Annotated in this window: 20 protein-coding genes and 1 pseudogene; 5 read left to right on the forward strand and 16 right to left on the reverse strand. The window is 44.9% G+C overall.

Translation table 11 applies throughout. From position 1 onward, the window contains the following. Positions 1-8: 8 nt before the first annotated feature. The 8 genes from AB6C75_RS13900 to AB6C75_RS13935 all read right to left on the reverse strand — a co-directional run bounded on the left by AB6C75_RS13900 (position 9) and on the right by AB6C75_RS13935 (position 7,973). Complete coding sequence (locus AB6C75_RS13900) at positions 9-1,763, reverse strand: lysophospholipid acyltransferase family protein (RefSeq protein ID WP_281053301.1); 1,755 nt, start codon at positions 1,761-1,763, stop codon at positions 9-11. Positions 1,764-1,775: 12 nt separating this feature from the next. After that, positions 1,776-2,219 (reverse strand): hypothetical protein, encoded by a 444-nt coding sequence (locus AB6C75_RS13905; protein WP_017096575.1) that lies wholly within the window; start codon positions 2,217-2,219, stop codon positions 1,776-1,778. Between the two features lie 10 nt (positions 2,220-2,229). Then, positions 2,230-2,667: a YHS domain-containing (seleno)protein gene (locus tag AB6C75_RS13910; protein ID WP_012604897.1), complete on the reverse strand. Its 438-nt coding sequence runs from the start codon at positions 2,665-2,667 to the stop codon at positions 2,230-2,232. 12 nt (positions 2,668-2,679) lie between these two features. Next, positions 2,680-3,429, reverse strand: coding sequence for an NRDE family protein (locus tag AB6C75_RS13915; protein ID WP_372087117.1), 750 nt, complete (start codon positions 3,427-3,429; stop codon positions 2,680-2,682). A gap of 2 nt (positions 3,430-3,431) precedes the next feature. Next, the gene (locus AB6C75_RS13920; protein WP_017078811.1) at positions 3,432-3,974 is read right to left on the reverse strand and encodes a DinB family protein; all 543 of its coding nucleotides are present in this window, start codon (positions 3,972-3,974) and stop codon (positions 3,432-3,434) included. Positions 3,975-3,993: 19 nt separating this feature from the next. After that, positions 3,994-5,127, reverse strand: a complete 1,134-nt coding sequence (locus AB6C75_RS13925; RefSeq protein ID WP_371703692.1) for a D-alanine--D-alanine ligase — start codon at positions 5,125-5,127, stop codon at positions 3,994-3,996. Continuing rightward, complete coding sequence (locus AB6C75_RS13930; protein WP_076669184.1) at positions 5,124-5,711, reverse strand: DedA family protein; 588 nt, start codon at positions 5,709-5,711, stop codon at positions 5,124-5,126. The genes AB6C75_RS13925 and AB6C75_RS13930 overlap by 4 nt, the downstream gene beginning before the upstream one ends. Positions 5,712-5,996: 285 nt before the next feature. Next, positions 5,997-7,973, reverse strand: coding sequence for a bifunctional 2',3'-cyclic-nucleotide 2'-phosphodiesterase/3'-nucleotidase (locus AB6C75_RS13935; RefSeq protein ID WP_372107997.1), 1,977 nt, complete (start codon positions 7,971-7,973; stop codon positions 5,997-5,999). A 415-nt stretch (positions 7,974-8,388) separates the two neighbouring features. Between AB6C75_RS13935 and cysD the strand changes: the two genes are divergently transcribed. The 4 genes from cysD to cysC all read left to right on the forward strand — a co-directional run bounded on the left by cysD (position 8,389) and on the right by cysC (position 13,217). Further along, positions 8,389-9,333, forward strand: a complete 945-nt coding sequence (gene cysD / locus AB6C75_RS13940) for a sulfate adenylyltransferase subunit CysD (protein ID WP_226974827.1) — start codon at positions 8,389-8,391, stop codon at positions 9,331-9,333. A gap of 18 nt (positions 9,334-9,351) precedes the next feature. Beyond that, positions 9,352-10,782, forward strand: a complete 1,431-nt coding sequence (gene cysN, locus AB6C75_RS13945) for a sulfate adenylyltransferase subunit CysN (protein WP_372107998.1) — start codon at positions 9,352-9,354, stop codon at positions 10,780-10,782. Positions 10,783-10,847: 65 nt separating this feature from the next. Then, a complete protein-coding gene (locus tag AB6C75_RS13950) occupies positions 10,848-12,572 on the forward strand; it encodes an SLC13 family permease (RefSeq protein ID WP_009847766.1) in 1,725 nt (574 codons plus the stop codon). A gap of 24 nt (positions 12,573-12,596) precedes the next feature. Further along, entirely contained in the window at positions 12,597-13,217 is a 621-nt protein-coding gene (gene cysC, locus AB6C75_RS13955) for an adenylyl-sulfate kinase (protein ID WP_371703698.1), read from the forward strand. A gap of 166 nt (positions 13,218-13,383) precedes the next feature. Here cysC and AB6C75_RS13960 read toward each other — a convergent pair whose 3' ends face one another. From AB6C75_RS13960 to AB6C75_RS13990, 7 genes are all read right to left on the reverse strand, one after another. Further along, positions 13,384-14,292, reverse strand: a complete 909-nt coding sequence (locus tag AB6C75_RS13960; protein WP_012604888.1) for a TIGR03899 family protein — start codon at positions 14,290-14,292, stop codon at positions 13,384-13,386. A 351-nt stretch (positions 14,293-14,643) separates the two neighbouring features. Continuing rightward, positions 14,644-15,159, reverse strand: a complete 516-nt coding sequence (locus AB6C75_RS13965) for a DUF3299 domain-containing protein (protein ID WP_004735277.1) — start codon at positions 15,157-15,159, stop codon at positions 14,644-14,646. A gap of 14 nt (positions 15,160-15,173) precedes the next feature. Then, positions 15,174-16,433 carry an ABC transporter permease gene (locus AB6C75_RS13970; protein ID WP_004735278.1) on the reverse strand — a complete coding sequence of 420 codons (1,260 nt, stop codon included), beginning with the start codon at positions 16,431-16,433 and terminating at the stop codon, positions 15,174-15,176. Continuing rightward, positions 16,430-17,146: an ABC transporter ATP-binding protein gene (locus tag AB6C75_RS13975; RefSeq protein WP_017100021.1), complete on the reverse strand. Its 717-nt coding sequence runs from the start codon at positions 17,144-17,146 to the stop codon at positions 16,430-16,432. The genes AB6C75_RS13970 and AB6C75_RS13975 overlap by 4 nt, the downstream gene beginning before the upstream one ends. 139 nt (positions 17,147-17,285) lie before the next feature. Continuing rightward, positions 17,286-18,080 (reverse strand): DUF2796 domain-containing protein, encoded by a 795-nt coding sequence (locus tag AB6C75_RS13980; protein WP_372107999.1) that lies wholly within the window; start codon positions 18,078-18,080, stop codon positions 17,286-17,288. A 41-nt stretch (positions 18,081-18,121) separates the two neighbouring features. Beyond that, on the reverse strand, positions 18,122-18,412 hold the full coding sequence (locus AB6C75_RS13985; protein WP_372108000.1) for a DUF2607 family protein: 291 nt from the start codon (positions 18,410-18,412) through the stop codon (positions 18,122-18,124). A 90-nt stretch (positions 18,413-18,502) separates the two neighbouring features. Next, positions 18,503-19,054, reverse strand: a complete 552-nt coding sequence (locus AB6C75_RS13990; protein ID WP_009847759.1) for a YtfJ family protein — start codon at positions 19,052-19,054, stop codon at positions 18,503-18,505. Between the two features lie 252 nt (positions 19,055-19,306). Between AB6C75_RS13990 and AB6C75_RS13995 the strand changes: the two genes are divergently transcribed. Then, positions 19,307-19,507 carry a DUF1107 family protein gene (locus tag AB6C75_RS13995; RefSeq protein ID WP_004735283.1) on the forward strand — a complete coding sequence of 67 codons (201 nt, stop codon included), beginning with the start codon at positions 19,307-19,309 and terminating at the stop codon, positions 19,505-19,507. A gap of 110 nt (positions 19,508-19,617) precedes the next feature. Here AB6C75_RS13995 and msrA read toward each other — a convergent pair. Continuing rightward, positions 19,618-20,007 (reverse strand): annotated as a pseudogene (gene msrA / locus AB6C75_RS14000) (peptide-methionine (S)-S-oxide reductase MsrA); the annotation flags it as partial. Between the last annotated feature and the right edge of the window lie 53 nt (positions 20,008-20,060).

A 20,060-nucleotide genomic window follows, 5' to 3' on the forward strand; every position in this document is an offset into this window, starting at 1 on the left:
GGGCTAAATCAGCGTCGAGCGTGCTGTGCTAGATAATCTTGAGCAAGTTCTCTACCCATGTATTTACCAAGAGTTTTCAGTGGTACTTTCTTAAGGTTAACCACAATCAAGCCATCCAGAGCATCATTAAATGATGGGTCGACGTTAAAGCACACCAACTTACCGTTCATCCCTAGATACTGGCGCAGTAGTACTGGTAGGCCTTTTCCTTGCTCCATACGTGCTAACACTTTAGAGAGCAGAGGAACACTTGCCAATGACGATAACAGATGATTTTGCCAGAACACATGATTACTGGTATTGAGTGGTGAAGAAGGAGAAACCAGATTTGCTTTTTCTTCGTCATAATGATGTATCGATAAGGTCGTCGCAATCAACAGGCGAGCATTATGACTGTAATCATTACTGATACTGACTGGGCCGAATAGGTGAGTGTATTGAGGATGACGATACACGAAGGCCGCGATGCCTTTCCATAATAGTAACAGTGAGTTAAGGCTCTTTTGATAAGGCTTGCTCACTACAGAACGCCCAAGCTCGATACTGTTGTCTAAGGTATCGATGAATTCTTGATTGTAGTTAAACAGACTTCGAGAGTAGAGTTGATCAAGCCCATGCTCTGCGATTAACTTGTCGACCATACCTAGTCGATATGCGCCGACTAATTCAGCCTTTGCTTTGTTCCACACAAACAGTTGATGGTAGTAAAGGTCATACTCATCTAAATCACAGGCAAGCCCGCTGCCTTCGCCGACCTCTCTAAAGCTTTCTTCTCTTACTCGACCAATCTCGCGCATTAAATTGGGGATCGACTGGCTCGGCGTGCAATACACCTCAAAATCGCCCTGTTCAAGTAATCTCATTTCTTGAGGAAGTGACGCGACTTCTATAGAGAGTACCTCTGATGGAATCGGCGCAATAACCTGAGTGTCAAAAGAGGGCGCATGGATTGGCGTGCTAGGGCTATCTTGTTGACTCATCAGATAGGTATTAAGTCGCAGATAGTTGACGATATCCATCTCTTGTTCAAACGACTTTATCTCTGAGTATGGGATCGAAGAGCCAATAGAGATAGAGATGGTAGTCGCTCGTTTATTAAGAAGCTCACGCCCAAGTAAAGCCGTTCTTAGCAGTGGATGAACTCGTCCGGCTTGGTAGAAAAGCTCGCTGTTTTTACCATTTATAAAGATAGGCACAGTGGTGGCTTGGTGACGCTTGACGAACTTGGCAACCGATTTGCTCCATTCGATGTCTGTCAGTGTTTTTGCCCCTTTACGGTAACTCGATACTTCGCCAGCAGGGAACACAATCAACAACCCACCGTCTGCCAAATGACGATTGGCATCTCGAATGGCTTTGGCGTTGGTTCGTTTCGACTCTTTACTATTAAAGACATCGACTCCGATGAAAAGATCATCCAGTTCAGGCAGTCGCTTGAGTAGCTCATTCGCCAGCACCTTCACATCCTTTCTTACCGATCCTACGAGATCAGCAAGGATCACACCTTCAATCGCGCCAAGCGGGTGGTTAGCCACAATGACTACAGGCCCTTCCTCTGGGATATTATCAGTGGCGCCTGCGGAAACAGAATAGTCAATATTCAAAGCCGATAGGGTGTGATGCATGAATTCAAAGCTAGATAACTCATCAGGTCTATCTTGATAGAGTTTATCTAGCTTAGATAGCCCAGTTGCCCACTCGACAACAGACTCACCTAAACCAAAAGGCGTGTAACGTGGTAAACGAAAAGGACTATCAATCATAATGAAGCTACCTTATTGACTAAAGTTGTTTAGGAAACCGTCTTGATTCTTGAAATCTTTCACACTTAAAAATGCACCGCACAACCACACTAGGCATGCCATACCAAACAGTAATCCACCGTCATAACCAACAATTTCACCCGCTGCATTAAACTCAGGCATTTGAATACCGAGCGGCGTAAACAGATGGAAGAAAATCGCGCCACTCATGATCCCTACGCTCATGATGGCACCCAGGCCATGCCAACGAGTAAACAGCAAAATGGCCGCAATCAATTCAGCAAACCCAATTAAGTAGCCGCCAAATGAACCGAACCAACTTAAGCCCGACCATGTCGCCAAGGTGCCAAAGATATGCTCAGTTTCGTATGAGCCGGTGAACTTAAAAAATAGCGACTGAATGAACACAAACGCAATAAATGCCGCAGGGATATGTTTAGCTGGAGTGAATGTCATGGTTATTCCCTTATTTGATCAGTTGCGGCCAAATGGTGTCGGCTTTTTGAATATGTTGTGCTCGGTCTTGTTCCCAACGCTGTTTAATCTCTTGGTCGTAGTTGAGGTAAAGCTTGTTATCAACAATCGTCCATTGATTCGGGTCTCCGGGTGCAAAATCACTTTTTGCTGAAACAGCCCAAGCGCAATAACCACCATATTGAGGGGCATATTTTTCAGGATTATTAACAAATAAAGTCAGATTCTTTTCAGAAGAGAAATACCAGTCCGCGCCTTTGTACTCGGTGCTGAATTTTTTACTGCCTTCAATAGGTTTACCTGAAGTGAAATAAGCCACAGTGTCGTAGCCATCGAGCGCCTTACTGCTAAAGAACCCTGTGTAGATTTCATCGGCGGCAAAGACATATGGGCTAACAAGTAGCATGACCATGGTTAATAGTTTTCTCATGATGGACTCCATCTATAGATTGATTGCTGGTGATAAATCGAAGGTAAAACGCTGTTGATTTATCTGGCATGGTTTAATGGGTTCACAAGGCGAGCCGGGTGCGTAAAACATCGAGGCTTGGCCGTGTACATTGCGTAAATGTGTAAAGCTCACGGTGTGCGCGTCTTCACGATGCATACAGGTCGCTAAATGAGGTTGTTCGCTGTGATGGTGAGAGTGAAACTGAAGTAAGTTCTGTTGATTCTTACCCGTTGCCATAAGCTGATCGTATTTTGCTTGTCGGTAGGCTTGTACTCGCTCTAAATCAACACCGGATGAAAACAGCGGAGAATCGGTTTCGACTATTTTTTGTTGAATGCCATCCCACATATAGGCGATAACCAAACCATGGTGTTGAGTTAAGTTCGGCGCAAAAGCCAGCAAGGTAAATGGGGCAAAAGAGTGCAGGTCGAGCTTATGAAATGCTTCAGAGAGCTGACTGATATTACGACTCGATGATAGGTTCTTGAGTAACAAACCACGGCTGACCAAAGGTCCAACAGGTACGATGCCTTGATAGTTATTGAGTAGGCATAACGAAAGCCCGAACTCATTGATACTGATCCAGCTACCACCGCCGGTTGGGTCGAGTGGCATGATGATATCGACGCCGTTAACTCGATATTGTTTAGGTGGCATCGCCAGTGCCCGTGTCTTTTGCTCATCACGATTAAAAAAGACCTGATAGCCATTGTCTTCAAGCAGCCAAGATACTGAACACATGATTATTGCTCCCTCAAATAGCTGCTGGTGGTTGGGGCATAACCAAAGGTGTTGCATGTTTCGACATCAAGAAAGGTCGTGATCACCTTGATCATCGCGTAATGATGATTGGCGTGTAGCGCAGCAAAGGTGACTTCTCTTTCTAGCGTAGAAGGCAGGCTGGCGAATACTTGTGTATCCATCGAAACTTCGGTTTGGATCATGATAGGCGCTTCGAGATCTCTGCGGTCTAATCGTTCAAGCCAGTTGATCACGTAATGGATCTCTTTCAACGCAATCGACCTGTCGAATTCGACGGGGTGACCACGACGACGAGTGTTGTAATCAACGGTCGCATTCTCTTTTAAAATCAAAGCGTGAAAAAGATCGAGCGTGTGACGAGTATGCTCACCAATAGAACTTGTGACGTGCGGCTTTGCTCGTGTCAGATAGTCGCTGTCAGATATGGCTAACAAAAACTCTAAACCCTGATTCAATATCTCTACCGCTCCTTTGATACTAGGAGAGAAAGAAGTGAGGGCGCTCGGTTGGGCTATGGGGTTCATTCATGATCCTCGTACAAAGTTAATCGGTGGTCGGATATTGTTGAACAAGACGTCGCTCTTCTTGCCACGCGTTAAATAAGCTCTTAAAAGAAGGAGGCTGGTGGCCTCTTTGTTTCTGTTGAGCGCCAATATCAAAGAGAATTCGGTATTGCAGGAGTAGCGTCGAAAATATCTCTCGCAGCGGTGTGTTGCGATCCCAGATGTGCCCGGCCTCACTGCTTGCGCCATTGACCTCAAGGATGGTGAAGTCCTCGCCGTTCATTAGGCTGTTCATGTCCTTGAATTTGACGTCGAGTCGTCCAAAGTGAAAGCCATCGAAGTCGTCGAATATCTCATCTAAGCGTTCGGTTAAAGCCTGAGTGATGTATTGGTTGCCGTCTCGGAAGATACAGCCACGGCTATGGCTACCTGCAAACGCGAGTTGAAACTCTTCGCCCTCTGCGAGCACTTGATCCAATTTATCTTCATGTCTCGGTAGATACAGGTGACTAAGCTGCCCAGCACGCGGGCTATTTTCAATTAACTGTTTGAGTGTCGAGCTGCCATCGCCCACCACCATTGGTGCGTATTTGAGTGTGATCGAGATGATCTCGCCTTGCTTTTTATTTGGGTAGCGAACATAGAAAACACCCGCTTCGGCTTGATAAGGCGCCTTTTCTTGCAATAGAAAGCGAGCATTATTTGGGAAAGACTCAACATACTGCTCAAGTTGATCTTGTGTGTTGATCAGCTTAACGCCAACACCTCGACAGCCAAGATCCGGTTTGGCCACAATCGGGAAATCGAGATCCGACTGTATGAGTGCGCTGCGCGCATCTTCGGCTTGTTTCTTACTGCTAAGATCCGTTTTGGTTAAGGTGATAAACGGAGAGATCCAACGCTGACTCGATGATCCGGCAAGGCTCAGTATCTCGTGTTTTGATTCGCCTACCATGCCGCTTAATTTAATACTCGGGTTGGCGATGAGCGGCAGCGCCCAGTCAAAGTGCCGTAACCCTTGCATCAGGCTTTGAATCACCACTGGCGTGTAGAAGAACCAAGTTGGAAGAAACTCATAAGGAGAGACACTGCGCACGGTATCTTTTTCAAGTAAGGGCATGCCTGCATTGATTTGATGTGCTGGAATGATGCGAATATCTTGCGGTGAACTCATGATAATCCTCTAGAGTAGGTTCTATTCATTAATCGATTGCCGATAAACAGCAAAGCGATGGCACACGGGATGATGATCCATTGATATTCAGAGGCTTGCAGCCACGCTGATGTCCCTAAATAGTAGATGGCAGAGAAGACAATGCCAGTCCAGATCGCAGTGGCACTAATAACGGCAAACAAGAAAGTAGGCAGTGGGATTGCGAAAAAGCCACTTAAGGTAAAACCGACGGTACGAAGCCCGGGAATAAAGCGGATGACAAAAAGACTGCTGAAAGCGTTTTGACGTAATTTAGTGCGAAGTGCACGAAAGTATCGGTTGGTGAGGGCTTTGTAACGAACGCCTCGGAAATAACGTCCTGATTTACCTAGGTAATAGAGGCCGAGATCACCTGTGGCAATGCCGATGAAAATGGCAAGTAACGCATATTGAGGAAGCATGAGTCCTTGAGTTGCTAAACCTGCCGCTGTAACAATCGCCAGATCTTCAAGCAAGTAAGAAAGCGCGATAATGCCAAGCATCAGCCATAGCAGCGATTCTTCTCCTGTATTTAACCATGCTTGAATACTCTCGACGGTGCTCATCAAATACCCTTATCTATCCTATAGATGAATGGCTTATTGGCCATTCATTGAGTGTAGTAAATTAAATAGACAGGAGGAGCAGAGAAAAACTTACAGCTGATTAGTGTTTTTTTGTAGGGAACTTAAATCGATTGACGGTTTGAGTCGTGCTGTTTGGGGGTTGAATTAGAGGGTGTTTACGGTGAGAAAAGTAGGGCAGTGGATTCGATTTATAAATAACAAAAGAAAAAGGCTGAGTCGTTAAACTCAGCCTTTCAGAACGTTAACTATGGATTACTGGGTAATCTATTTAGTTAGGTCAATCTGGTAAACAGCAAAACCAACATCGTCAGTCGCAACACGTTTCATCGGGTATTGACCCTTTTCTTTGATGAACTCTGCCGCTTTGTCGCTTGGCGAAGTTTCAAAGCGGATATCTAGTTTGTTATCCGTTTTGATTGGCGCAAATGACCAGTTGTTATCAGCCGTTGGGCTAACTTGACCTTGCTCTTTGCTTACGCGAGAGATGTAGTTCGCAAGAACAGTACGGTTTTCATCTGGTGCATCAAATGCGATGAAGTCTTCACCTGTACCTGGGAACTTAGCACTGTATGCACGGTAGTTGTTGGTTGCGATCAGGAAGTCTTGCTTCATGTCGATTGGCTTACCTTGGTAAGTTAGGCCAACAATACGTTGTGAGTCAGGGTTAACGACTTTACAGTTTGCATCGTATTTTGCAGGTTGAGTTACGTCGATTTGGTAATCAACACCGTCGATAACATCGAAGTTGTAAGTACGGAAGTTATCCCACTCGATCAACTGTTGTGGTGCTGTTGAGTTAACATCCACTTGGTTGAACTGACCAGCAGAACACTCAAGCCACTCTTTTACTTCGTGGCCTGTTACCTTCATCGCGACTAGCGTGTTCGGGTAAAGGTACAAGTCAGCTGCGTTACGGAATGTCAGTTGGCCAGATTCAACTTCAGTGAAGTTTGCTGGGTCATTCTTACGGCCACCGGCTTTGAATGGTGCAGCTGCTGAAAGTACTGGCGTACCATCTAGATCTGGGTCGCCTTGGATGAACTGTTCAACGTAATCTTTCTGTGCAAGGTTCACGATTTGAACTGTTGGATCGTCTTGTACTAGAGATAAGAAGCTGTACATCACATCGTCTGCTTTACCAATAGGTTGGTTAACAAACTCACGAGTACCTGCGTGGTCTTTTTCTAGTGCTGTTACGATGCCCTCATCAGCGGCAGCAAGAGATTTCTTCTCGATCTTGTCGTAGATAGGGCGTGCTTCTGATTGGCCTTTAACAACTTCCCACTTACCGTCTTTTTGTGCAAGTGTTAGATCCATAACACCAACGTGGCTACCCCAGCGGCCTGGCATTACAGCCGCAACGCCGTTCATTGTGCCCGTTTCGTTGTTGATGCCTTGAATGTCATCAAAACCTTTTCCTGGGAATACTGCGTGAGAGTGACCAAATGCGATTGCATCAATGCCGTCTACTTCAGATAGGTAGAACGTTGAGTTCTCTTCGCCATTTTTGTACGGGTCAGTTGATACGCCTGAGTGAGGGATAGCAACGATTACTTCAGCGCCTTCCGCTTTCATTTGAGGCACTAACTCGTTAGCTGTCTCAATGATATCGCGAGCGATCACTTTGCCTTCAAGGTTCTTCTTATCCCACGTCATGATTTGTGGTGGAACAAAACCGATGTAACCCACTTTTACTTCATGTTCTACGCCAGCAGTATCTTCAAAGGTGTGCGTCTTGATGATGTATGGCGTGAAGTAGTGTTCTTTGGTTTCTGCGTCGTAAACGTTAGCACTGATGTACGGGAAATCAGCGTCGTTAATAGATTCTTCTAGGAACTCAAGACCGTAGTTGAATTCGTGGTTACCTAGGTTTGCAGCGTCGTAGCTTAGTTGGTTCATTGCTTTATATGCAGGGTGAACTTCGCCAGCCTCGATGCCTTTGTCTGCCATGTAGTCACCCATTGGGCTACCTTGCAGCAAGTCACCGTTATCAACTAATACGCTGTTGGTTACTTCGCTTTGAGCTTCTTTTACTAGAGTTGCAGTACGTGCTAAGCCGATTTTTTTCGACGGCTTGTCTTTGTAGTAGTCGTAATCCATTAGGTTGGTATGGATATCCGTCGTTTCTACGACACGTAATTTAATCACTTCATCGGTATCTGGTGTTGTTGTGCAGCCTGCTAAAGTCAGACCAAGACCAGCAAGTACAGCCAATGACAAAGGTTTCATTGCAACTTTCATTTTGGAGCTCCAAAGTGGATTAGTAGAAAATTCGTTGCGTAATGTAACAAAATGGAATGAAACAATGATTACAACGAATGTTAATTCGTGACTTAGATCGATTACTTTATAGTGTTCTGCAAGGCGCCTCCCAAAGCTGCTCAATCGATGCGCAACTGATATCGATAATATTAGCCCATTCATTTCACCTATTTATCGATGAATCTCATCCCTTATCAGCTTTTCGAATAAAAAATGAAATTTTAGAATTTCCAGTAATATGAGAGGCTCGTCATAATGCCTATATCAAGGACGTATCAGGCAGATGAATAGCAAGGATAGCTCAAAACGAAGCTTCTGTTTTCTTCTAGTGCCAATACTCCCATTCACTCAAGTGGATGAGTTAAATCCCTTGCTTGGCAAGACCAAGTAATGAATTGCTCGTACTGCGAGCCTTAAAGGAAGCACTGAAATGGACCAAGAACGTTTAACCCACCTAAAACAGCTTGAAGCGGAAAGTATTCATATTATCCGTGAAGTTGCTGCTGAGTTTGATAACCCAGTGATGATGTATTCCATCGGTAAAGATTCTTCTGTGATGCTTCATTTAGCTCGCAAAGCGTTTTATCCAGGCAAGATTCCATTCCCACTATTGCATGTAGATACGGATTGGAAATTCCGCGAGATGATTGAGTTTCGTGATCGTACGGCTAAAAAGTACGGCTTCGACCTTTTAGTACATAAGAACCCAGAAGGTATTGAGATGGGGTGTAGCCCATTCGTACATGGCTCTTCTAAGCATACAGACATCATGAAAACTCAAGGCCTTAAGCAGGCGTTAAACAAGTACGGGTTCGATGCCGCTTTTGGTGGTGCGCGTCGTGATGAAGAAAAATCTCGAGCAAAAGAGCGTGTTTATTCTTTCCGCGATAAGAACCATACATGGGATCCAAAAAACCAGCGTCCAGAGCTTTGGCACACCTACAACGGTCAGGTTAATAAGGGCGAAAGCATTCGTGTCTTCCCACTATCTAACTGGACTGAGCTTGATATCTGGCAATACATCTACCTAGAGAGCATCGATATTGTTCCGCTTTACCTATCTGATAAACGTCCTGTGGTTGAGCGTGATGGCATGCTGATCATGGTTGATGATGACCGTATGGAACTGCAAGAAGGTGAAGTGATTGAAGAGAAAAGCGTTCGCTTCCGTACTTTGGGCTGTTACCCACTAACCGGAGCCGTTGAATCTGAGGCGAATACGCTAACAGGCATTATTGAAGAGATGCTGGTGGCAACGTCCAGTGAGCGTCAAGGTCGAGCGATTGACCATGATCAGTCGGGCTCTATGGAGCTGAAAAAGCGCCAAGGTTATTTCTAAGAATCTAAGGAAAGAAAAATGAATAGTGCAGTAGAAGCCGAATTGGCTGAACTAGGGATTGAAGGTTATCTAAGTCAGCATCAGCATAAATCTATGCTTAGATTTTTAACTTGTGGCTCGGTAGATGACGGTAAAAGTACGTTAATCGGTCGCTTGCTCCATGATACAAAACAGATTTATGAAGATCAGCTAGCGGCGGTTCACTCTGATAGCCAAAGAGTGGGTACCACAGGTGAGAAACCTGATTTAGCACTGCTTGTTGATGGCTTGCAAGCTGAGCGTGAGCAAGGGATTACGATCGATGTGGCTTATCGTTACTTCTCGACTCAAAAGCGTAAATTCATTATTGCTGATACCCCAGGGCATGAGCAGTACACGCGCAACATGGCAACAGGCGCTTCAACGTGTGATCTGGCAGTGATCTTGATTGATGCTCGTAAGGGTGTACTGGATCAAACACGTCGTCACTCGTTTATTTCTAACCTGCTTGGTTTGAAGCATTTCATCGTCGCCGTCAACAAAATGGATCTCGTCGAGTACTCGCAAGATCGTTTTGAGGAGATTCGCGATCAGTACCTAGAGTTTGCTGAAAACCTAGAGGGCGAAACTAATATTCAGATTCTGCCAGTTTCGGCACTTGAAGGTATTAACGTTGCTGCGCCAAGCAAAGAGCTTGCATGGTTCGAAGGTCCGTCTCTATTAGAAGTGTTAGAGAACGTCGACATTGACCAAAAACGCTCTGCGGGCGAATTCCGTTTCCCTGTGCAGTATGTCAATCGTCCTAACTTAGATTTCCGTGGCTTTGCTGGCACCGTGGCTTCTGGTCGTGTCAGCGTGGGTGATGAAATCAAGGCGTTGCCTTCAGGTAAAACTTCTAAGGTGGCAAGCATTGTGACCTTTGATGGTGAACTTGAATCAGCACAAGCGGGTTTGGCGGTAACACTGACTCTTGAAGATGAAATCGATATCAGCCGTGGTGATTTGATTGTGCTAGAAAATGCACAGATTGAATCAACCAACCATGTATTGGCAGACATCGTGTGGATGACAGAACAACCACTGCAACCGGGTAAAGCTTACGACATCAAAATCGCAGGCAAGAAAACCGTCGGTCAGGTTGAAACGGTTCGTCATCAATATGATATCAACAACCTGTCGACTCACGCTGTTGATGAGTTGCCACTGAATGGTATTGGTTTGTGTGAATGGTCATTGAACGAGACCGTCGCGCTGGATAAATACCGTGAGAGTGCGGACACCGGTGGTTTCATTGTTATCGACCGCTTGACTAATGTGACGGTTGGTGCTGGTTTGATTCGAGACCGTTTGGACTCTGTTGAACAGAAAGTCGGTAACTTCTCTGCATTTGAACTTGAGTTCAACGCATTGGTACGCAAGCACTTCCCTCATTGGGATGCCAAAGATCTAAGCCAATTACTGAAGTCATAAACGACTAAGTAACAGCTTATTGAATCAGGCGGAAACCGATTGTTTCCGCCATAAAGGACGGGTATATGTGGCAACAAGGATTTGTATTAGCGATTTTGCTCGGCATCATTACTTGCCTGCTCGTTACCCGTATTAAGCCAAGCTTTATCTTTGCTGGCGCGGCGTTTATTGCTTTTATGGCAGGTATGATCGACTTGTCGAGCCTAGCCAATAACTTCACTAACTCCTCGTTACTGACTTTAATTCTTTTGATCCTCGCATCAAGTGCGTTGGAGAAAACTCGCTTAATCAGCTGGGTTAGCCGCAATATCTCTGAAGGTAGGCTAGGTACCGTGGTTGCGAAGTTGGGTATTTCCACAGCGCTACTTTCTTCTTTTACCAATAATACGGCGGTGGTTGTCTCTTTGATCGGAGCTATCAAACGCAATCAGCAGCACGCGCCATCTAAGTTACTTATCCCTTTGTCTTACGCTGCCATTTTAGGTGGAACGCTGACATTGATCGGCACTTCAACCAATTTGATCATCAATAGTTTTGTTGAAGATGCGGGATTGCCAAGCTTAAACTTTTTCACACCAACCTTGATCGGTTTAGCGGTCTTGGTGGGTGGTGTTTTGATTCTTATCCCTCTGAGTTACTTCTTACCAAGCTACGATGATGGGTCGCAGGACGATCTGCCTTACTTTCTAGAGGCGCGAGTTGAACCTGGCTCACCGTTAGTTGGCCGCAGTGTTAGCGAAAATAATCTCAGAGCTTTGAGAAAATTGTTCTTAGCCGAAGTGATTCGCGACGGTAAGACCACGGCTTCGATTGACCCTGATTTTATTCTTCAAGCCCGTGACCGGTTGCTGTTTTGTGGCGACGTTGAAAGCGTAGCGACACTACAAGAAATTCAAGGGTTGACCCTGTTTGGCCAGCATCACCTTAACGGCCAGAGCTTTGTTGAAGTGGTGGTGAGTTCGTCGGCAAGCTTCTGTAATAAAACCCTCAAAACAAGCCAGTTTAGAGACCGTTTCGATGCAGTTGTAGTTGCTATTCGTCGTGGCCATGAGCGCCTTGAAGGTGGGCTAGGGAATATCACATTGACCGCTGGTGATACCTTGATTTTGGTTCCCGGCAAACGCTTTGAAGAACAACGCCAGCAACACAACAAAGAGTTTGTGTTGATGAATGACTTGGACTCGAGTGCCAAGCTTGATGCGGATAAATCGACGTTTGTATTGCTCGGTTTTGCCAGTGTGATTGGTCTAGCCCTTGCTGAAGTCGTGCCGATTATCAAAGGGCTGGCTGGTTTCTTACTGTTGCTGGTGGCCTTTGGTGTGGTGCAACTGGGTGAACTCCGTCGCCGTTTTCCGGTTGATATTGTGGTGATCGTTGGCTCCGCTCTGTCTATTGCTCAACTGATGATTTCATCTGGGCTGTCTGAGCGTATGGGGCTGATGTTTATGGAAGCCTTTAATGGCTGGGGCGTGTTTGGTGCGTTAGTCGCGACCTATTTTATGACCTTGGTTCTGACAGAACTTGTTACCAATAATGCGGCCGCAGCACTCTCTTTCCCAATCGGCTATAGCATGGCTATCGGCTATGGCGTTGACCCTATGCCATTCATTATGGCGGTTCTATTTGGTGCCAGTGCCAGTTTTATTTCGCCATACGGCTACCAAACTAATTTACTTGTTTATAGCGTAGGTAATTATCATCTCACGGATTATCTACGTATCGGCATCCCAATCTCGATTGTCTATTCGGGCTTGGTGCTGACCCTGATTCCTTACTTTTTCCCATTTTAATGCTGTTTATTTAAAGGACTAATTATGACCGCAGTACTCAAACCAAAAGATGAGAATGTTGTGTGGCATCAACACTCGATTGATAAAACATTTCGTGCGGATCTGAAATCACAGAAACCAGCTGTGCTCTGGTTCACTGGATTATCTGGTTCTGGGAAATCGACAGTTGCTGGAGCATTAGAAAACCGTTTGGCACAGCTTGGTTACCATACTTACTTATTGGATGGCGACAATGTCCGTCATGGGTTATGTAGCGACCTTGGCTTTTCAGAGCAAGACCGTCGAGAGAATATTCGTCGTATTGGTGAGCTCGCTAAATTGATGGCGGATGCGGGTTTGATCGTGTTGTCAGCGTTTATCTCTCCACATCAAGCGGAGAGACAGTTGGTACGTGACTTATTACCGGAAGGTGAGTTTCTTGAGGTGTTTGTGAACACACCACTTGAGGTGTGTGAGCAGCGTGACCCGAAAGGCCTGTATAAGAAAGCACGAGCGGGAGAAATCCCGAACTTCACAGGTATTAGCTCAGTGTACGAAGCGCCTCAGAGCCCTGAGATAGATCTACCCGCGGGCGAAAAGACACTCGATGAACTGGTCGAATTGTGTATTGATGCTTTAGAGAAGCGTAATATTTTATCCAATTGAGCTCGCTGGTATGACTAAGGCTAGTCTCCTATTTATCTGATTATTCACGGCGGATAAATAGTGCAGCCTTGGTTTTCCGAGACAAGAACCCTATCCTCTAGATTCTCTTTACTCTTATCAATACTCTTCACAGCGTACACCGTCTATTTTTTACAGTATCGATTGTCTAGACGGTGTAGTTCACACTGCTTTTAACTTCTGTTTGAACCGTAAATTTTTGGCTCAATAGCGCAATCAGTTGGTCGTAATACTGCGTGTTAGGCTTGTTGCCAAGTAAGTTGCAAAGCTCATTGCCTGTTGGACTGAATCGGTAGTAAATCAGCTTCACCCCTTTAGATAATGGTGCCAGTGACATGCCCTTACCTTGATAAGTTAAGTGCAGAGCTGGATCGAAATCAATCTCTCCAGATTCTAATTCTGTGCCCAGAATAATCCCGAGTTCAATCAAGTGGAGCAAGCTAGAGTAGGGAAGGTTGTGTCCACCAAGATTGATGGTGTTGGTGGTGTCCCTTTTACCAAAGCTGAAGATTCCAGCATGGGATTTAAAGCCGAGTAACAGTTTTCTGCTGTTATCACTACCAAAGCTACAACCAAGTGACGCTGCTCTTTGCAGGGTGAGCGCTTCTTTTGGTGTCATGTCTTTTAAGATCTGCAGCGCTTTCATCGACGTCGAGCCTGGGTTGGTGACTTCTCGTTTCAGTACTTGAGCCCATAGCCTCTGCATCGATGTATTGTGGATCTCTTGTGCCATATCGAAGAAACGGTATAGCCAGTCCTGATCAGGGTCTCCAGCCGCTTCATCCTTACATGAAGAGTGTGCCAACTTTAGAATCTGTTCTAGGTTCTTTTGGCGAAGTTCTCTACGTTTTTTCTCTCGTAATAGTGCCCGTTCGATAAGCGTACTCTCAGCTTTATCGTTTGGCTTTGCACTATGACTGATTAAGGAATCTAGGCCGAAGCTTTGTGCGATGTGCCGCATTCTGCTTGCACTGTCGGCAATATGAGGCTTTTTCTCATGCTTTTGCTGTGTATCGCTAGCATGCTCAATGATCACTGGCTGTTTGGTTTCTGACATAAGAGTACCCTAAGGAAACGACTTAACTGTCTAAAATGTAACTCTTTATCTTATTGGTGGCTAGATTTTGCGTGCAGAGTTGAAGGTTTCAACAAAATTTTACTTTTGCTAATGATAATAAAATGTTAAATTTGTTGTAATTCTCAAGGAGGAGTTATGAATCAAGTCAATGATAACAAGCTGAAGAAACAGCTTAGTATAGGGTTATTACTCGCTACTTATGTCGCTGTTCTAGCGTACTTATCTAATTACATCTCATAATTTAGAATAAAATTATCGTTATTAAACTGTTATTGAATGATCTCACTCGTTCAGTGACGGCAGCTCATCCTTGAGCCACCCTTCTAATGACTACATGTCGTCATATTCTTCAATCGCAGTACCTTCAATAAGATAACCGGTTTGAGCTAAGTCGTGGCTTATTGACTCGGTTTTTAGTGTACCTACTAAATAAATCACATCCCATAGCTGCTGTATTGGTGCACCTTTAGGGAACTTCACGTAGATGATTTGGTTCGGCGGCGGTGGCGGTACGTGGATACATGCGCCAAAGTACGGTACTAACAGAAACTCAGTGATCATGTTCTCATCGCCTTCCAATGGAATCACAAAGCCAGGAATCTTGACTGTGCTGCCATTCAGCTCTGGGCGAACAGCGCCAAGTGTCGATTGTTGAGGTTTGTCCATACTGTCGTGGTTAACCATCGGCATGCCAAATGAGTCGAGTTGTGCTCGCTCTGACTCTGGAATCAAGTCAATCCAATCGAGTGTTAATACCGATTCGTCAGTCTGAGTGGTTTCAGCGTGAGCTGTGCTGATAAATGGGAACATAAGTAACCCAAGTATCAGTAGGAATTTGCGTTGCATCATAGGTTCCTATTTTAGATTCGAATAGTCATGCCATCAGACAATGACTGACGGTAAGCTCTGAAAGCGGGAATAAAGCCAATAATGATTCCGGCAACTTGCACCAACATAAGCAGTTTCCACTCATGAGGTGTGATTGCGGATATCGATATGTTGATACCATAACTTTGTTGCACAATAGGAGCAACTACTGCGATTAGCGCAAACAACACGGCAACACCCAATGTGATACCGAGGAAGGTTAGGGCACTTGCTTCACTGATCAGTAAACCGAACACATGACGAGGCCTTGCTCCCATCGCGCGCAGAATGGCCATCTCTCGACGTCTTTCTTGCAAGCTAGTGAGTAGACTACTCAGCATCCCTAACAGTCCCGCGATTACAACAAACCCTGAAACAATCAGTAGTGCTTGCTCTGCTACGGCCATCATTCCCCACAATTCGTGAAGCGCAATACCTGGCATAATGGCGCTCAAAGGTTCTTGGCGGTAGTTATTGATTTCTCGTTGCAGTGCAAAGGTTTGGATCTTCGATTTAAGGCCAACCATCATCGCGGTAATCTGCTTTGGTTGGAAGTCACGTTGCTTTAGCGCTTCAGCATTCGGTGTGTGGCCTAGGTTGGCCCCCGATTCCCAACCAACGTGAATCGCTTCAATGGCCTCTAACGAAACATGCACCGTTTTATCTACTGGTGTGCCGGTTGGCGCGAGTATTCCGACAATGGTGAAGGGCAGGTTGTCGTGGCGACTGAAGGCGACATCACTGATACCGTGCGCCAGAATGATGTGATCACCAATCTTGTAATCTAACTTCTTCGCGACATCGGCACCAATCACAACATCAAATAGCTGATTGAACTCTTTGCCTTGTTGAAAAGTAAGTGGTTGCTTACTTCCATAGCGATAATTCTCGAAGTAGCTATGGTTCGTGCCCATTACGCGGAAGCCTTTATGTGAATCACCCAATGAGATTGGGATCGCCCACTTTACTGCGTTGTGCTGGCTAAATTCTTCATAGCTTTTCCAGTCGATGTTGTTGGTTGCATTACCAATCCTAAATACCGAATAAAGCAGTAGGTTTACCTGACCAGAGCGGCCACCAACAATAAGGTCGGTACCTGAAATCGTATTGGCAAAACTGCTCTTTGCTTCGGTTCTTACACGTTCAACACCGAGTAATAGAATCACTGATACTGCCACGGTGAGAATCGTCAGAATAGCGGTGGCTTTACGGTTGAGTACGCTTTTTAGGGCTAAGTGAGTAATTACTTTCATACGACAACCTTAGCTTGGTTAACGGTTTTTAAATCTATGGTTCGAGTGAACAGCTTTTCTAATGTTGGATCGTGACTGACAAATATCAGAGTAGACCCGGCTTGATTTGCTTGCTCTAGTAACAATTCGATGAAGGCTTCTCGGTTGTCATGATCCAAAGCCGAGGTTGGCTCGTCGGCAATAATGATTTTCGGTCGGCCGATCAAAGCGCGAGCGGCAGCAACACGTTGTTGTTGACCAATGCTCAACTCGGTAACAGGCTTGTCCATTAGAGCTTGAGGTAGCTTTAATCTGAGCAACAACTCTTGAGCGGTTGCTTGCAGGCTGTTCTGACTTTCAGTGACTTGCTGCTTACGAATCTTAGAAAACTGGCAAGGAAGCGTCACATTGTCGATCACTGACAAGTAAGGAAGCAGATTAAATTGTTGGAATATATAGCCAATATGATCGGCTCTGAACTTGTCCCTCTGACGAGGTGTTAGCTGTGTGAGGTCTTGGCCAAGGATTGAAACTTCACCTTGTTCAGCTTGGTTGATTCCGGTCAGTAACCCTAGCAATGTTGACTTTCCACAACCACTAGGCCCTTTGATGAAAAGGTGCTCTTGGGCTTGGATATGCAGTGAGGGGATCTCTAGCGTTGGGGGTAATTCAGGCTTCCAACGAAAGCTGATATTTTCGAGTTTGACCACAAGTGATGAACTGTCAAAAGACATATTAGCTCCAATGATTAAAGCGGTGTATTTACTGGACAGCTACTAGAAAAATAAATTCCCAGAACACACCGATTTGCACAACCAAGTAAGTGACTACTTACTTGGCTGCGTATCTACGTTTAATTCAATCTAATACGGATTAGAATCGAAAACTAATACGATCTGCGTTAAGCACTTCTTGAATTTGAGCGCTGTCAGTTAGAAGGTTTACCGTCATTGATTTTGTGTTGCTGAACTTAGAGAACCATTGAGTGCTCACGGTATCTAGCTTCGCAATATCTGAACATTGGTAATGGTACTCGACAGTGAATTCGCCGTGCCCACCTTCTGAATGGTCATGGCCTTCATGGTCATCATGATCGTGTTCAGCATGGTCATGGCCTTTGTGGTCATCATGGTCGTGTTCTGCGTGATCATGACCGTTGTGGTCGTCATGGTCGTGTTCAGCATGGTCATGGCCTTTGTGGTCGTCATGATCGTGTTCAGCATGGTCATGGCCTTTGTGGTCGTCATGATCGTGTTCAGCGTGGTCATGGCCTTTGTGGTCATCATGGTCGTGTTCAGCGTGTTCAGCGTGTTCAGCGTGTTCAGCGTGGTCATGGTCATCATGATCGCCTTCCAAGGTGTTCGTCACCGACTTGAACTTCAGAGTACAGCTTGCATTTTTGAAACCAAATAGCTCATCTGGCTTGTTTAATTGCGCAATCGCTTGTTCAAATACTTTCTTTTGCTCAGCAGTTTCTGGAGCATGTTCAAAGCCAACCACATCAGCGCCGGGAGCTGTTACTTCAACAAGTAGTTCTTGCCCATCTTGAGCGATGTTCACCTCAACTTTACCGTGCACGTGTGCTTCGTGAGAGCGGAATTCTTCGTTAGCTAGAACATTAGTAGAGACAGTCATACCGATAACAACGGCTAGAATAGTAGGTTTCATGTTTTTTTCCTGAATAAAGGTTAATTAAAAAGTAGTGGTAATTAAGAAATCTTTACAGGAGGTGAACGTGCTAAATAAGCGAAATACAGGCGCTGTAACGAAATGACTGACTCTGTGATAGAGACAGTAAATTCCGAATGGAACTCTGGGATCTGTGGAAGTGAATGCGCCGTTATGAACTGATTTATCGAAAACAGCTCACAGTGATGTGAAGAGTGATGATGTGGGTCGATATCTACAATATGTGTCGCTGCTAACACGCTCAACATGAGCATCAGCCCAAGCAAGAAGCCTGTTTTACGTTTCACATTATTAGGTGTGTTTTTCCACATCAGGATGATTAACCACAGAATTAAAAAAGGATACTGTTATAATATAACAATATCCTTTGGTCAGGTCTCGAAAAAGACGCGAATGTCTTATTAAAGGCTCGCTTTAATCAACTCAATAACTTGAGTGACTTCTGAGTCGTTTAATGCCCCTTCTTTAACAAACAATATTTTACCTTGCTTGTCTTGAACGATAATCGCTGAGCTCTCTTCTTTTAAAGCCCATGATGACGCTACGGTTCCGTCTTCATCTAGCACCATAGAAGACCATGGAAATTCTTCTTTGCTACTTTCTGCTGACGATTTAACAAAAGACCCAGTTCCCCAAATCGCATCATCTTGGTTGATGATGGTAGTGGTTTGGTAGCTGTCTTCTGCGAATTTCGATGCTGTAATTGCTGCCATCAGTTGTGCGTTGAGCTCTTTCGAGCTGCTACGGCCAGCAATAGCTTGAACGACGCGAACTTTACCTAGAAGATCATTGGTTGCCCAAGCTTGATATCCAGTATTTCCGTCGTTTAGTACGATTTCACCATAGTTGCTAACATCGACAGCAGGCAGAGTTGCACCGACTGATAGATTATGAGCATTGGCGAAAAGTGGAGAGGCTGCGGCTAAAAAAGCCAGTAGAGTTTTGTTTTTCATTATATTTTTGTTCCGCTTATTGGTTTGCTCTGGAAGTATAATATGAAATTTGAAAAATGCCTCTTTAACTTTTTTATCGTACGGTGTAGAAATAAGTTGCAGGCTTGTTACCAAAAGGTATAATGCATCAATATCGAGATGAACAATAGATTATCTTGCTGTTTGCTAAAGGAATTAGCGATTTAATGTGCTTTGAATACGTTGGTGTTCAGGTACGTGGCTGTAGTACTCAAATGGAATTGAGGTTGTATTATGTTAAGAAAATTTTCTACTTACCGTCCACATCAGGTGGCGCGTTTCGTTAAAGTCCTGTTCAAAGGCCAGTTTGCTATAGAGGGTATCGGAGAGTTTCGCTTCGACCAAGGCAAGGTGCTTCTTCCTGAAGTTTCAGACAAACAAAAGCTAACGATTTTTAAAGAAGTTAACGGCACCATTGCTGCGCTGCCGGTGTAACTGACTGTTATAGATTTGCATTTCGTCAAATAGATTTCCAATGAAAAAGGGCTTCCTAGCGGAAGCCCTTTTTTAATGGATGTTGTTCTAGTTTGTATGCCTAACACTCATTATTGCGGAGGGAAGCACACACCTGTTCCACCCAATCCACAATAACCATTCGGATTTTTAGCTAGGTATTGCTGGTGGTAGGTTTCTGCGAAAAAATATTTTCCAGCAGGCAGAACTTCCGTTGTGATTTCGTTGCCCAATGATTCAGTCATTGCTCGTTGGTATTCACGTTTAGAGTGCTCAGCGATAGTCTGTTGTTCTTCGCTGAAGGTGTATATCGCAGAACGGTATTGAGTCCCTAAATCGTTGCCTTGGCGCATCCCTTGAGTTGGGTCATGACGCTCCCAAAAGGTTTCAAGTACTTGAGCGAGAGATGTTTGTTCGCTATCAAAAATGACACGAACGACTTCGGTATGGCCAGTTTGTCCGCTACATACCTGCTCATAAGTTAACACTGATCATTTAAGCATTTTCCTGATCAGTTGAACGATCCTACAGATGG

Origin of the sequence: Vibrio sp. 10N.237.312.B06 (genome assembly GCF_041464685.1) — a bacterium.
Lineage (GTDB): Bacteria > Pseudomonadota > Gammaproteobacteria > Enterobacterales > Vibrionaceae > Vibrio > Vibrio tasmaniensis_A.